The sequence below is a fragment of the Amycolatopsis sp. NPDC059657 genome (genome assembly GCF_042734395.1).
GTDB lineage: Bacteria > Actinomycetota > Actinomycetes > Mycobacteriales > Pseudonocardiaceae > Amycolatopsis.
This window is the reverse complement of the sequence record NZ_JBHWEB010000179.1, coordinates 1-14,147: the sequence shown is the minus strand read 5'-3', so window position 1 is coordinate 14,147 and position 14,147 is coordinate 1. Positions and strand designations below refer to the sequence as shown.

15 protein-coding genes are annotated in these 14,147 nt (G+C 67.9%); 11 read left to right on the top strand and 4 right to left on the bottom strand.

Annotation, left to right across the window (positions count from 1 at the left end; translation table 11 throughout):
• Positions 1-370 precede the first annotated feature (370 nt).
• The 3 genes from ACFV15_RS45300 (at position 371) to ACFV15_RS45290 (ending at position 3,250) form a co-directional block, all read left to right on the top strand.
• Positions 371-1,834, top strand: a complete 1,464-nt coding sequence (locus tag ACFV15_RS45300; protein WP_378359325.1) for a DUF1996 domain-containing protein — start codon at positions 371-373, stop codon at positions 1,832-1,834.
• Positions 1,835-1,881: 47 nt separating this feature from the next.
• On the top strand, positions 1,882-2,829 hold the full coding sequence (locus ACFV15_RS45295) for an SCO0930 family lipoprotein (protein ID WP_378359323.1): 948 nt from the start codon (positions 1,882-1,884) through the stop codon (positions 2,827-2,829).
• A gap of 211 nt (positions 2,830-3,040) precedes the next feature.
• Positions 3,041-3,250, top strand: coding sequence for an ATP-binding protein (locus ACFV15_RS45290; RefSeq protein ID WP_378359322.1), 210 nt, complete (start codon positions 3,041-3,043; stop codon positions 3,248-3,250).
• Here ACFV15_RS45290 and ACFV15_RS45285 read toward each other — a convergent pair.
• Positions 3,213-4,169 (bottom strand): trypsin-like serine peptidase, encoded by a 957-nt coding sequence (locus tag ACFV15_RS45285; protein ID WP_378359320.1) that lies wholly within the window; start codon positions 4,167-4,169, stop codon positions 3,213-3,215. The two genes, ACFV15_RS45290 and ACFV15_RS45285, sit on opposite strands and share 38 nt — an antisense overlap.
• A 95-nt stretch (positions 4,170-4,264) precedes the next feature.
• Here ACFV15_RS45285 and ACFV15_RS45280 point away from each other — a divergent pair, with 95 nt between their 5' ends.
• Positions 4,265-4,885, top strand: coding sequence for an L-threonylcarbamoyladenylate synthase (locus ACFV15_RS45280; RefSeq protein ID WP_378359318.1), 621 nt, complete (start codon positions 4,265-4,267; stop codon positions 4,883-4,885).
• Between the two features lie 155 nt (positions 4,886-5,040).
• On the top strand, positions 5,041-6,177 hold the full coding sequence (locus ACFV15_RS45275; RefSeq protein ID WP_378359316.1) for a nitric oxide synthase oxygenase: 1,137 nt from the start codon (positions 5,041-5,043) through the stop codon (positions 6,175-6,177).
• An 8-nt stretch (positions 6,178-6,185) separates the two neighbouring features.
• Here ACFV15_RS45275 and ACFV15_RS45270 read toward each other — a convergent pair whose 3' ends face one another.
• Positions 6,186-7,169 carry a hypothetical protein gene (locus tag ACFV15_RS45270; RefSeq protein ID WP_378359315.1) on the bottom strand — a complete coding sequence of 328 codons (984 nt, stop codon included), beginning with the start codon at positions 7,167-7,169 and terminating at the stop codon, positions 6,186-6,188.
• Between the two features lie 221 nt (positions 7,170-7,390).
• Between ACFV15_RS45270 and ACFV15_RS45265 the strand changes: the two genes are divergently transcribed.
• From ACFV15_RS45265 to ACFV15_RS45255, 3 genes are all read left to right on the top strand, one after another.
• Positions 7,391-7,681 (top strand): hypothetical protein, encoded by a 291-nt coding sequence (locus tag ACFV15_RS45265; RefSeq protein WP_378359313.1) that lies wholly within the window; start codon positions 7,391-7,393, stop codon positions 7,679-7,681.
• 79 nt (positions 7,682-7,760) lie between these two features.
• Positions 7,761-8,267, top strand: coding sequence for a LuxR C-terminal-related transcriptional regulator (locus tag ACFV15_RS45260; RefSeq protein WP_378359312.1), 507 nt, complete (start codon positions 7,761-7,763; stop codon positions 8,265-8,267).
• A 74-nt stretch (positions 8,268-8,341) separates the two neighbouring features.
• Complete coding sequence (locus ACFV15_RS45255) at positions 8,342-9,361, top strand: helix-turn-helix transcriptional regulator (RefSeq protein ID WP_378359310.1); 1,020 nt, start codon at positions 8,342-8,344, stop codon at positions 9,359-9,361.
• 42 nt (positions 9,362-9,403) lie between these two features.
• On the opposite strand, the gene ACFV15_RS45250 is transcribed toward ACFV15_RS45255, so the two are convergent.
• A complete protein-coding gene (locus ACFV15_RS45250; RefSeq protein ID WP_378359326.1) occupies positions 9,404-10,828 on the bottom strand; it encodes a glycoside hydrolase family 76 protein in 1,425 nt (474 codons plus the stop codon).
• Between the two features lie 126 nt (positions 10,829-10,954).
• Entirely contained in the window at positions 10,955-11,821 is an 867-nt protein-coding gene (locus ACFV15_RS45245) for an aldo/keto reductase family oxidoreductase (RefSeq protein WP_378359308.1), read from the bottom strand.
• Positions 11,822-11,961: 140 nt separating this feature from the next.
• On the opposite strand from ACFV15_RS45245, the gene ACFV15_RS45240 reads away from it, so the two are divergent.
• The 3 genes from ACFV15_RS45240 to ACFV15_RS45230 form a co-directional block, all read left to right on the top strand.
• Positions 11,962-12,792, top strand: coding sequence for a helix-turn-helix transcriptional regulator (locus tag ACFV15_RS45240; protein WP_378359306.1), 831 nt, complete (start codon positions 11,962-11,964; stop codon positions 12,790-12,792).
• Positions 12,793-12,896: 104 nt separating this feature from the next.
• Positions 12,897-13,160 (top strand): hypothetical protein, encoded by a 264-nt coding sequence (locus ACFV15_RS45235; RefSeq protein WP_378359304.1) that lies wholly within the window; start codon positions 12,897-12,899, stop codon positions 13,158-13,160.
• Positions 13,161-13,235: 75 nt separating this feature from the next.
• On the top strand, positions 13,236-14,147 hold a 912-nt coding region (locus ACFV15_RS45230; RefSeq protein ID WP_378359302.1), incomplete at its 3' end, for a DMT family transporter.

Here is a 14,147-nt window from a genome sequence, read left to right as displayed (position 1 = left end):
CGATTGATTCCTTCGCAAGAACAATCATCCCAAGTCAGAGGGCATCTGCGCGTCCACGACACGATCAACCCACCAAGATCCTCGGTGGATCCAGGGTGAGCGTTGTGAACGCCACTTTCACAACGTTCACGCTCGCGGGGCACCATCAGGTCATCGCGGGGACACAGATAACGGAACGGTAACGGGCGGGTCGCTTTTTAAACCGATCATGGTCGGCCCCCGTATCCATCTATGCCACAGCAAAATGGCAACCGGAACCGCCGCTTTCCTTGCCGCGGTCCGGATTCCCACATTACGAACCATCCGTTAGCTCATTCCCGGGCGGCGCCGTCATACCCCCTGCCCGGAAGCCGAACGAGGTGAACAGTCAATGGCCCGAAACGAAGGGCGACATCGCATTGCCCGCAGAACGAAGATCGCCACCGGTGTTTTCGCACTGGCGATCGCGGCGGGCGCGCTGGTCGTGAACGTCACCGCCGGTTCGCCAGGCGAGGCGAAGGCCGACGGTGCCGACAAGTCCCTGTTCGTGGACATCACCACTGTCAAGGCGAACGTCGCTAAGCCGCAGCCAGGCCGGGGTGCTTCGAAGGGCACCTTCACCGTCAACTGCGGGAAGAACGAGAACGGGCACTTCAACCCCGACAACTTCATCGCACAGCCCGGTGTCCGCAACGGCGCCCAGCATCTGCACGACTACGTCGGAAACCTGTCCACCAACGCGGATTCCAACAACAAGAGCCTGCAGGCCGCGGGCACCACCTGCCGCAACGGTGACAAGTCAGCCTACTTCTGGCCGGTCGTCCGCATCGACACCGAGGACGAGGAAGAGGCCGAGAAGGAGAACCCCAAGGCCGAAAACCCTGACCCGCAACGGGAACAGGCGAAGAAGGCCGACCAGGTGGCCCGCGTCGAATGCCCCGACGTGGCCAGCCAGCTGCCGGAAGAGGTGCCGGCGGCCGCCGAGCAGGAGGTGGGCCGTGAACTCGACGCACTCGACGCCCAATCCGCACAGGCCGACAAGGACATGGCGGCCGCCGAAGCCCGCGGTGCCAACGGCTCCGCCGAAAAAGCGGTCCTCGATCCGTTGAAGGACAAGCGAGACGCGTCGATCAAGAAGATCAACGACACGATCGCCAAGAACGGCGGGAAGGCCGAGCTCGACGCGGCCGACCTCAAGGACTGCGCGGTGAAGGACAAGAAGAAGGGCAAGAACGGCATCGACAACGGCGACGAGAACAGCCAAGGCGCCGACGCCGCCGCGAAGCTCCCGCCCGCCAACCCCGACAACGAACTGCCCGGCAACGACGGCGTGATCCAGCGGCCGCAGAACGTGGAGCTGACCTTCCAGGGCAGCACCGCGAGCAAGGTCCGTGCCATGCCGAAGTTCCTGCGCGTGCTCTACGGTGACGCCAAGGTCACCACCAACGGGCCCAAGAACGCCAGGGTCAGCTGGACCTGCACCGGGTTCGAGGACCGCCTGATCGACAAGTACCCGATCTGCCCGGAGGGCAGCAAGGTCAAGCGGATCCACACCTTCCCGAGCTGCTGGGACGGCAAGAACATCGACAGCGCGAACCACCGCACGCACATCGTCTTCCCCGACGCCAATGGCAAGTGCGGCAACGGTTTCTCGGCGGTCCCCCAGTTGAGGGTCAGCCTCACCTACAACATCCCCCGAGCCATCCAGCTCGCCGGTCAGTACAAAGTGGACGCTTTCCCGGAGGAAAAGCACAACCCGGCGTCCGATCACGACGACTTCGCCAACGTGATGTCCCAATGCATCATGAGCCGGGTCGTCAACTGCATCAACAAGGGCCGGACGTGCCGGGAATGACGGCCTGCCGGATCAGCTGGACATCCCCGAAGAAGGAGACTTTTCCCATGCCCCGTAAGAGTGTCGCGGTCACGGCCCTGCTCGCGGTGTCCGGACTCGGTGCGCTGACCGCCTGCGGCACCACGGCCGACGACGCGCCGCCCGCAGCCGTGCAGATCAAGCCGCAGGCCGCCATCGAGCAGCCGAAGCTGGTCGCCACCGAAGTCGAAGGGGTGGGCCAGGTGCTCACCGATCAGACCGGGAAGACCCTGTACCGCTTCGACAAGGACACCTCGAAACCACCGAAGTCCAATTGCGACAATGCCTGTGCCACCACCTGGCCGCCGCTGCTCGCCGACGGCGCGCCGCAGCTGACCGGGGTCGACGAGAAGATGGTCGGCACGGTGACCCGCACCGACGGGACGAAGCAGGTGACCGTCAACGGCTGGCCGATCTACCGGTTCTCCAAGGACACCGGTCCCGGCCAGGCGACCGGGCAGGGCAAGGACGGTGTGTGGAGCGCGGTGACTCCCGCCGGCGGCAAGGCCGTCAAGACCGGCGAGAAGAAGACCGAGACCACCGAAGAGGCCGCCACCGCGCTCAATGCCTCTGAGATCGCCGGGCTCGGCCAGGTGATGACCGATCAGAACGGCATGACGCTGTATCTGTTCACCAAGGACGGCGCGAAGCCGCCGCGCAAGGCGACCTGTGAGGACGCCTGCGCGAAGACATGGCCCCCGCTGCTTTCACAGGGCGAGGTGAAGCTCAACGGGGTCGACCCGAAGCTCATCGGCAAGGTGAAGCGGTCCGACGGAACCGAGCAGGTGATGATCGGCAACTGGCCGGTCTACCGCTACTCCAAGGACACCGCGCCCGGTCAGGCCAACGGCCACACCGTCGGCAACACCTGGTACGCGATCGAGCCGAACGGGTGCAAGATCGCGGCCGACAAGAAGGCCGTCGTCGAGTCATCGACGAGCACTCCCGCTCCCGACGACGGGAATGGAGGTTACTGAAGTAGCAACGCGTAGCACCCCACCCCAACTCCGGTCCGGCGGGTAGCGCCCTGCCCGTCGGGCCGGACCATCAACCTCGGCGGTCTCACTCTCCCAGCCCCCCGAAGACCGCCGGGCCGGTTGGCGCCGGGTAGGAGGACGCCTCACTTCTCACCCGGCGCCGTTCCAGGACGCCTTCCCCGCTGCCAGCGCGGGGAAGGCGTCCTTCCTCGTGAGCGTTGGCCTGCTTGTCCTGCGGACCGAGGATTTCGACATCGAGGTGGCCGACACCGGCCTCGGGCTCGGGCTCGGGCTCGGGCTCGGGCTCGCCATCGTCCGCAAGCTCGAGGAAGCGCACGGCGGGGCCGTGATCGCTGCCAGTTCACCCGGTCAGGGAGCGGTGTTCACGCTGCGGCTGCCCGCGCGTACAGCGGAGCGGTGATCTTGGCGGTGAACTGCGGGCCGAGCAGGTGCCTGGTGCATTTCGACTGGTCCGCGCAGATCCGGCCGGCGTCGTCGAGGTACCAGCCTTGGGTGTTCACGCCGACGACCGTGCCGCGGCCGGTCTTGTCGTCGAACAGCGCCAGGCGCGGGCCGCCGCTGGAGCCGCCGCCCATGTCGCACGGGATGCCCCACTGGCCCGCGTGCGCCGGGATCTCGTCGTTGCCCTTGTTCTCCTTCGGGGTGCCCCAGCAGCGCGCGACGTGCATGCCGGTGAACTCGAGGCGGCCGTGGTGGCCGTCCTTCTTGGCCGCGCGCGGATAGCCGAGTTCGGTCGCCGGGAGGCCGCCCGGCAGGCCGAAGGCGATCAGCTGGCCTTGTCCCGGCTTCCCGTTGAGCACGAGGAACGCCTGGTCGTACTCGGAGCGCTGGTCGTCGTCGACCCAGTGCCGGTCCACGACGGCGGAGCGCACGACGTAGTCCCCGAACGGCCTGGTGTTGTCACGGAAACCGGGCACGAAGAACATCTTGGTCATCCACTGTGGATCGTTGCCGATCAGGTCACGGCCATGGACGCAGTGCCCGCCGGTGACGGCGGTGGCCAGGTTCGCGCTGGTCACGAGGGTGGTGGTGCAGCTGGAGTCCTCGCCGCGGTCGACGAAGAAGAGCCGCCCGACGGTCCGTTCGACCTCGGTGCCCGTAGCGACCGACGAGCCGTCCGGGCCATCGACCGGCGGGTGCCCCGGCGTCGTCGGCCCGACTTCCAGCGTGGCGATGCGTTCGGGGGTCCAGTAGTCGCGGACGGCCTGCTGCTCGGCCGCGGTGACGGCGAGGTCGTGCACGACCGTGTCGGACTGGGCTGCGGCGGGTGCCGTGACCGTGGCCATCAGCACGGCCACGCCGAGAAGTGTTTTCACCATGGCCAGGACCTTGGCGAAGACTTGTTTCGATCTTGTCAGCGCGCGGTCAGCGACCCGTCACTGCGCTCATCGGGTGAAGATCCTAGGCTTCAGGGATGGCGAAGTACTTCGACGTGCATCCGGAAAACCCGCAGAAGCGTTCGATCGGCCAGGTGGTCGACATCGTGCGCGGCGGTGGCCTGATCGCGTACCCGACCGACTCGTGTTTCGCGCTGGGCAGCGCTCTCGAGAACCGCGACGGCATCGACCGCATCCGCACCATCCGCCATCTCGACGACAAGCACCACTTCACGCTGGTCTGCCACGACTTCGCCCAGCTCGGCCAGTTCGTGCACATCGACAACACCGCGTTCCGCGCGATCAAGGCGTCCACACCGGGCAGCTACACGTTCATCCTGCCCGCGACCAAAGAGGTCCCCCGGCGGCTGATGCACCCCAAGAAGAAGACCGTGGGTGTGCGGATCCCCGATCACCCGGTGGTCCACGCGCTGCTCGCCGAGCTCGGCGAGCCGATCCTGTCGAGCACGCTGCTGCTGCCGGACCAGGAGGAGCCGATGACGCAGGGCTGGGAGATCAAGGAGCGGCTCGACTACGTGGTCGACGCGGTGATCGACTCAGGCGAATGCGGCACGGAGCCGACCACGGTCGTGGACTTCTCCGGCGGCAGCGCCGAGATCATCCGTTATGGAGCGGGCGACGCGAGCCGTTTCGAGTGAATTGATCTCGGCTTTACCGCGGAAATCGATTCCCATTGATCGGCTCGGCTCAGGTGTTGACTCGGTGTTGTATTGTCGTTGTTTTCCCCGAGCAGCCTGAGCATCGGAGGAGTCGTGCGCGACGACGCGTTGAATTCGATTTGTGAGCCCATCCGATGACCCAATCCGACATTCGGGTGGTCGACCTCCCCGATCCACGCACCGACAGTGAGCACAGCGTCAATCTCGCTGCGGCAGAAGAGTTTCTTCGACTTTTCTACACGGAGAAGCACCTACCCGGCCTTGGTTCGCGAATTGCCGAAGTCGATCGTCAGATAAGACGAACAGGTTGCTACCGGCACACAACTGCCGAGCTGGAATTCGGCGCGCGGGTCGCCTGGCGAAATTCGGCCCGGTGTATCGGCAGGCTGTATTGGAACGGCCTGCACCTGCGCGACAGAAGATCCGTTTCGAATCCGGATCAAGTCGCGGAAGAATGCGTCGGCCATCTGCGCGAGGCCACCCGCGGCGGCCGGATCCGCTCGACGATCACGGTCTTCGCCCCCGACACGGCGGACGGCCCCGGCCCGCGCATCTGGAACGAGCAGCTCATCCGCTACGCCGGCTACCTGCGCCCCGACGACTCGGTGCTCGGCGACCCGCGCAACCTCGCCTTCACCGAGTTCGTCCGCGGCCTCGGCTGGCGCCCACCGGCCCCGCGCACCCGCTTCGACGTGCTGCCGCTGGTCGTCGAATGCCCGCGCGGCCGAATCCGCTGGTACACCCTCCCACCGGACGCCGTGCTCGAGGTCCCGCTGAGCCATCCCGACCTGCCCTGGTTCTCCCGGCTCGGCCTGCGCTGGCACGCGGTGCCCGCGATCAGCTCGATGCGGCTGCTGATCGGCGGGATCAAGTATCCGGTCGCCTTCAACGGGATCTACATGAGCAGCGAGGTCGGCTGCCGCAACCTGGCCGACGCCGACCGCTACAACCTGCTCCCCAAGCTCGCCGAGCGAATGGGCCTGCCCGCCGACGACGACCGGACGCTCTGGCGTGACCGGACGATGGTCGAGCTGACACTGGCGGTGCAGCACTCGTTCAACGCGGCGGGAGTGTCCATCACGGACCATCACACCGAATCACGCCGGTTCCTCATGCATCTCGAGCGGGAGCGAACCTCGGGACGTGCTTGCCCGGCGGACTGGAGCTGGATCGTCCCGCCGATCTCGGGCAGCCAGACCGCGGTCTTCCACCACTACTACGACGAACCAGACGAAACCACCCAGCCCGCGTTCGTTCATCCCGAGACCTGACCTGCGGATCAAGGGAACCTGAGGGCGTTCCGGTCGGCGTTCACCCGGTCGTAGATCTCCCGGAGCCACGGCTGCCGCACGGCTGGAAGACGAGCGAGGGTGGAGAGGAAGATCTCCCGGTCGGGTTCGAACAAGCTCCGCGCGGGCGCCGGCGGCGGATCGTCACGGAGAACGCCGTCAGGAAATCCTCCGGTAGCCGGAATCGGCGGCCATTTACCGGGGAACGCGAGGCTTCTCCACAGCTCGGGCGGCAACGCCACGCACCCCGGCCGGGCCTCCCCCGGCACCAGGAGAATGTCGGCGTCCGGGACAGGCAGGCCTGGGCCGGCCAACGCCACTGTCTTCGCAGGCGCACCGGCTGGGAGCAGCCCGTCGAGCGCGCGCCGGAACAGCTCCGCGACACCGCCGTCGGGGACGGTCACGGGCCTTCCGTCCGAAGCCGCGATCAGATGCGCTAGCGCGTGCGCGCCTGCCGCCTCACGTTCGCCGAACCGGCCGGTAAACGCCACCTCCGCCGGCGCGGGCGCGTCGCCGGGCACCGCGCGCACGGCGCCGGGTTCGAGCCACACCACCTGCCACAACGAGCAATCGTCGATACGGGTCGCCACGAGCAGCCCGCACTTCACACAAGCCAGATTCGGACCGTCACCTCCGGCGAACCCGCAGCAGTATCCGCTGGCGCGCTCCGGAATCAGCACTGTTCCGAGTACGTCACCGGGCGCCATGGCGATCCGTTCCCTCGCCCCGAACGACACGGACCAGACCGGCGCGAAGACACCACGTTCCGCCGCTTGCTCAGCGGTGAGGTCACTCCACCGCCGCCACGGCGGCCCCGAGGGATTCGGATCAACGGCAAACGTGCCCGCCGCCATGAGCACGGGCATATCGCGTACCCCGTTCCCCACCTTCCCGCGAGTATGGACGGGCAACGCGACCCGCACCATCGGAACTGTCAGCACGGCGTCGCAGCCCACACACACGAATGTCGTCACACTTCCCCCCTTGCCGCGCGAAGTATCCCCGACCAGGCGCACCTTGGCCAACGCTTTTAGCCTGGGTTGACTCCGCGCGGGTTCCGCGGGAGGAATCAGTAGATCTCCGCCGACAGAACATTTCATTCCAAGCTGAAACCGTGCAAATCATCGTGGCAGCAGGGTGACAGCAAGCGCTGCTTTCATTCACTCGAAGATCGTCACGAAGAAATGGAGAGATCTTGCGCTCAGCAAAGAAGACCATCGCCGCAGCGTGCCTGGCGACCGGATTGACCTTGGGCGTCACCGCCGCACCGGCGCAGGCCACGGAATTCCGGGCACCGAGCCTCGATTACCAGAACTGCCCCGGGCAGTGGGTTTACCGCACCGCGGAGGACGGTACCCAGTTCAAGTACGAGCTCAAGTACACCTACCGGCCCAATGGCATCGTGCTCATCGGTCACTATTCGAACTGGTACCTCGACCATCAGGGCGACTGGCGCTACAACGGCCACCCCGAGTACTACTGCTGATCCCAGGCTCGGCCCACGGTCGCGGTATCCCCAAGTTTCGGGATATCGCGCGCGCCGCGCTCCCGCGACGCTGCGATGTATGGCTGTGGCAGAGACGACCGTGCTGGTGTGCGATCCGAGTGCGGGTGGGCTGGCGCTGATCGCCGAACGCGTGCGCGCGCTACCGGGCGCCAGGGTGCTGGTGGTCGCGCCGCGGTGTGATGACGAGTCCGTGGTCGCGGCGCTGCGGGCGGGCGCGCACGGCTACCTGCTCGACACCGCGGACCGCGATGACCTGGCGCGGGCCGTCCGTGCGGTGGCCGAGGGCGGGCTGGTGCTCGCGCCGCCGATCGCCGACCGGCTCGCGAGCCTGCTTTCGGCGCCGGAGTCGTTCGCTCAGCTGACCGGACGGCAGCGCGCCGTGTTCGATCTGCTGGCCGCCGGTCTGGACAACGCGGCCATCGCGCGGCGGTTGCGGTTGGCGCCGAAGACGGTACGCAACCATCTGAGCGCGATCTTCACGCGCTACCGCTTCACCAGCCGCGCTGACGCGGTCGCGCGGGCGCGGGCGGCCGGATTCGGGCGCGGCAAGCCACTGGCCGCTTGACCCCGCTGCCCGATCGGGCAGCGTGCGGCATGTCGCGTTGCGACACCGGGAAACGAACGGCCAGACTTGACATTGTGACTCGATCGGGGGACCGCCTCGCGCGGGAGTTCGCCGCCTCCGCCCAGCAGGGAGCGAGCGCGCTGGAGACGGCCGAGTTGATCTCGCGGGCACTCGCGCCGGTGGTGGCGCACGACGCCGTGCGCCTGGCGGGCAGCAACCCGGCCCGCGGCTGGGACATGGGAGCGTTCAGTTTCTGGCACGGCTACGAGCCCGCGCTCGTGGTGGAGTTGCAGGACCGCTTCTACCGCGGCGACGACCCATGGGCACTCGACGCGATCGCCAGGCGGCAGGTGCCCGTCGCCATGCTGGGCGCCGGCGACCAAGGCGCCCAGCGGCTGCTCGCCGAGCACGGCGTCGGCTGCGAGCTGAGATTGGTGCTGCGGGACACGCACGGGGTGTGGGGTGTGCTGACACTGGCACGTGAACTCGGCGGACGGCCGTTCGACGCCGCCGACGCCCGCCGTTTGCTCGAGTTGACGCCGGAGCTGATCACGGCGCTGCGCGGCTACGTCACGGCCGCACCCCTGCGCACCGCGATGCCCGCACTGGCGCCGGGTGTGGTGATCATGGGCGCGGACAACCAGGTGAAGTCGGCGACGCCGCAAGCATCTCAGTGGAAGGACCAGCTGAGCCGCAAGCGCGGTGTCCCGTTGTGGATGGGTGAGCTGTTCTTCGCCGGGCTGGCGATGCGTGCCCGCGACCCCCGCGTGGCGCCGACCCCGGTCTACTGTCCTTCGATGACCTACGGGCGGTGGACCGCTGTCCACGCGGAAGTCCTGCCTGAGACCGGCGAAGTGGCGATAGTCATCGAGGCGGCTTCGGGCCATCAGCTGCTCCCGGTGTTCTGCGACTGGTACGGCATCACTGCCCGCGAACGCCAGGTGTTCACCGAGGTGCTCGACGGCGCCCCGCCGAAGCGGATCGCGGGCAGGCTGGGCCTGTCCCCTTACACGGTCAACGACCACCTCAAAGCCCTCTTCCGCAAGACCGGCGCGGGCGGACGCGACGAACTCGTCACCGCCGTCACCGGCTGAGCGGGGTCGTGAGTGGTATTGCCGGTTACCACTCACGACCAGCTACGGGGCGGCGTTCATGAGGTCGAGCGCGCTCTGCTGACGGGCCGCGTCGATCGCGTCGATCGACGCGTACCAGTGCAGGCCGTACTGATCGAGTGCGTTGCGGTCGACCGAGTAGGCGCGGTCGGCCTGGCGTTTCAGGTAGGCCGTGTACGGGCGGTCGGCCAACGCGGCGTTCAGCGCGGCGAGGCCCCGGACGTCCGCGCCTTTGAAGGATGGGCCGTCGGCCCCGCAGTCGCCGCCTTCGCAGGGGTCGCGCAGGATGCCGTCGCTCGTGTTCAAAGCGGACGCCGTGACGTTCGCGTCGCCGAGTTTGCGGGCCGTGGTGAGCAGCGCGCCGTCATGCGTGGCGCGGTTGAGTTCGGTGAGCGCGTGGATCAGGACGCCTTGGTTGTAGGACCACACGGCGCTGCCGTTGTTGCGGCAGGTGCCGAGGTCGACGCCGTCGTTGACCAGCCATGATCCGTTGACCATGCCGGTGCCCTGGAACCACGTCCAGCCGGCCTTCGCACGTCCCAAGTAGACGGTGTCGCCGCCGATGCGGTTGTGCAGCGCGGCGTTGAGCTCGATGTAGAGGGAGTTGGCGATGGCGTTCTTGTAGGTCCGCGCGGTGCTCCACCAGACCCCGCCGCCGCAGGTGCCATCCCAGTAGGACGCCATGTGGTCGGCGTCGGCGCGTGCGGTCGTCAGGTAGCGGCTGTCGCCGGTGACGTCGTAGGCGGCGATCCAGGCCAGGCCCCACCAGCCGGTGTCGTCGATGTACTCGTTGCGGAACTGGCCGAACGCCTTGCCGAGGTTGAGGTCGTAGGTGCGGGCGATGGCGTAGCGGTAGCTGCCGAGGCCGGTGACCTGGATGTTGCGGATCAGCGCGGTGAGCGCGTTGGCCGAGTTCCACCAGCCGGTGGTGTCGAACAGGCCGGTGCCGTTGTTGTAGAACATCATCTGCGCGGTGGCCGCCGCCGTCCGCCGGTCCCCCGCGTTCCAGGTACTGCGCGCCCACGCGGTGCAGGCGATCTCGACGCGATCGCCCGCTTTGCCACAGGCGCGCAGCGCGCCGACGCCCAGGTTGTTCCAGTCGTCGTTGTTGTACATCGCCGTACGCCGGCCGGTGGCTCCAGCCGGGATCTTGGTGTTGCCGAGCCGGGACCCCGACGCCCAAGTCCGGCCGCCGTCGAACGACCGGTCCAGCCAGACCTCGTCGCCGGGGCTGCCGTGGTCGATCGTCGCCCAGCCCATGGCGTCGGCGTCGTCGAAACGCAGCGCGATCGACCGGGCGAACAGGGTCACCGCCACCGGCTTACGGTCGCCGGGCGAGGTGGCCGGATCGGCGCCGTCGCACCGTTTGTTGCAGATGGCGGCGAGTTCGGCGGGCGGCGACGGGGTTGTGGTGGTCTCGTCCGCGTGTGCGGTGGATGTCGTGAACAGGAGCGCGGCCAGAACCGCCAGGAGAACCTTCACTGCTGACCCCCTTGAAGAGAAATCAGCGTGTGGCCGCGACCTGTGCACTGTCAATACGACCGACGAGATTGGTCCAGACAAACCCGGACAGAATCAACCGCCGATCTTGTCCAGTTCCGCGACCACGTCGTCAGGGAGTTCGAGGCCGGCGCCGTCGATGTTCTCCCGCAGGTGCTCGACCGATGAGGTGCCGGGGATCAGCATCATGTTCGGCGAGCGGTGCAGCAGCCAGGCGAGCGCGACCGACAGCGGCGTGGCGCCGAGGCGGTCCGCCACGCTGTGCAGGGCGTCGGACTGCAGCGGGTTGAAGCCGCCGAGCGGGAAGTACGGCACGAACGCGATGTCCTGGCTGGCGGTGAGGTCGACGAGAGCGTCGTCGTCGCGGCGGGCGACGTTGTAGAGGTTCTGGACGCAGACGACCGGGGCGATCGACTGGGCTTCGGCGAGTTGCTCGGCGTTGACCGTGCTGAGGCCGAGGTGGCGGATCAGGCCTTGCTGCTGAAGCTCGGCGAGTGCCTCGAACTGTTCGGCGAGCGAGCCGGGTTCGGGTGCGTCGAAGCCGCCGACGCGGAGGTTGACCACGTCCATCCGGTCGAGGCCGAGGCGGCGCAGGTTGTCGTGGACCTGGGCGCGCAGCTCGTCGGGGGTGCGGGCGTGTGGCCAGCCGCCCTGCTCGTCGCGGCGGGCGCCGACTTTGGTGACGATGTGCACGTGGTCCGGGTACGGTGCGAGCGCCTCGCGGATGATCTCGTTGGTGACGTGCGGGCCGTAGAAGTCGGCGGTGTCGATGTGGTTGACGCCGAGTTCGACGGCGGTGCGCAGCACGGCGATCGCGGCGTCGCGGTCCTTCGGCGGGCCGAACACGCCGGGGCCGGCCAGCTGCATCGCGCCGTAACCGACGCGGGTGAGTTCCAGGTCGCCCATGCGGTAGGTACCACCGGGCAGGTCATGGGATGCCATCGTTTCCTTCCAGCTCACGGCCTTGGTGCCGCGAGCACCCTCTCACGATGCCAACCGGCTCGCCGCGCAGGCAGCGCCCCGCTCATCCTGGGGGTGACGGGACCAGGCAGCGCGGCGGCGCCGAACCTATAGTTGGAGTCGTGACCAGGTCAAACGCGCTCGGCGAGTTCCTGCGGGCGCGGCGCGAGCTGGTCGACCCCGCGGACGCGGGCCTGCGGGTCACCGGTGTCCGGCGCACGCCGGGGCTGCGCCGCGAGGAGGTCGCGACGCTGGCCGGGATCAGCGCCGACTACTACCTGCGCCTGGAACAGGGCCGCGACCGCAACCCGTCGCCGCAGGTGCTCGAGGCGCTGGCCAAGGTGTACGGGCTCGGCGCGGCCGCGACCCAGTACCTGCTCAGCCTGTCGACGGCCCGTGCCGCGCCGCGGCGGCCGCGCCGCGAGGTCGTGCCCACCGGTGCGCGGCAGCTGCTCGACACGATCGGGCTACCGGCGTTCGTGGAGAACCACATGTTCGACGTGCTGGCGTCGAACAGGCTCGCGACCGCGCTCTCCACCGCCATCCGGCCGGGTGCCAACCGGCTGCGCGCGGTGTTCCTCGACCCCGCCGAGCGGGATCTGCATCCCGAGTGGGAGCAGATGACCGCGGGCATGGTGGCGGCGTTCCGCTCGTCGATCGGCACCGAGGCCGACGATCCGCGCATCACCCAGCTGGTCGGCGAGCTTTCGCTGGCCAGCAGGCGGTTCGCCACGCTGTGGGCGCGCCACGACGTCAAGGCGCTGGGCGGCGGGCCCGTGCGGATGCTGCATCCGGAGGTCGGGATGCTGGAGCTGCGCTACGAGAAACTCGCCATCGGCGACTCCGACGGGCAACTGCTGGTCGTGTACCACGCGGAACCGGGGTCCGAAAGCGCCCAATCGCTCGCTCTACTTGGGTCTTTTGCCGAGATCGGCATTTCCGAAAACGGTTGATGCTAATGCAAGTGCGTCCGCATTTGCAGATATTGACCACTCAAGAATTGCGTTAGGATTTCTACTGGAGTTCAGCCGAAAATCATTCTTGGGGAGTACGCCATATGCGCCGCTGGGTTCGCTACCGACTTCCCGTGCTCGTGTGCGTGGACAGCGATGACCGGCAAGAGCGGCATACGGTCACCCAGGTGGTGATCCCGCCGCCGCAGGACGGCAGCACGCTCGACCAGGACTGCGCGGGCGCGTTCGTGATCTATGACGACAACATGCGGCGCATCAACGACAACGAGGTGGTCATGCACCGGGTGGTCGCCGCGGCGGAGAACAAAGCCGAGTGGCCGCCCGCGACGCGAGGCCGTCGACGCTGATCTTGTAGCGGAGCTTAACCGTACTTCAGAACTCATCGCTTGTCCTGAACGATCCGCTCCGGCAGCGTGAAGAGCATGATCAACGCACGCATGGCGGTCCTCGCGCTGTTGTGGGGCTCGAGTTTCCTGTGGATCAAGCTCGCGCTGACCGGCTTCGCCCCGGTCCATCTGACGCTGATCCGCTGCGCGCTGGGCGCGCTCACCCTGCTGGCGCTCGCGGCCATGGCACGTCAGCGGCTCCCCCGTGACCGCGGCACCTGGGGACGGCTCGTCATCGCGGCGCTGTTCTGCAACGCGGTGCCGTTCGCGCTGTTCAGCATCGGCGAAAGCACGCTGGACTCGGGCACTGCCGGTGTCATGAACGCGACGACCCCGTTGTGGTCACTGCTGATCGGGATCGCGCTCGGCACCGAACGCGGCCTTCACCCGGCCCGGTTGGCCGGGCTCGGAATGGGTTTCGCGGGGGTTCTGCTGATCTTCTCGCCGTGGCGGCATTCGGCACTCCTGAGCTGGGGCGCGCTCGCGCTGCTGGGCGCCGCGCTGAGCTACGCGATCGCTTTCGCCTACATGGCGCGGAAACTGACCGCGGGCGACGCGCCGCTCGCGGTCTCGGCCGCGCAGTTGATGGCGGCGACCGGGCTCACCGCGGTGGCGTTGCCGACGGCTTCGGCCGCGCCCCAGGTCACTTTGACCGCGGTCGTCGCGGTGACCATCTTGGGCGTTTTCGGCACCGGCATCACGTTCTACCTGAACTACCGCCTGATCGCCGACGAAGGCCCCACGTCGGCGGCCACCGTCGGCTACCTGCTGCCGGTGGTCTCGGTGGCGCTGGGCGCGGTGTTCCTCGGCGAGACACTGACGCCGCAGGTCATCGCGGGCATGGTGGTCGTACTGGTCGCGGTCGCCTTGACCCGCCTTGGGGTCGTGGGGGGGGGGGGGGGGGCAGGGCCCCCCCCCCGCCCCGCACCCCAACCCCAACCACCAGAG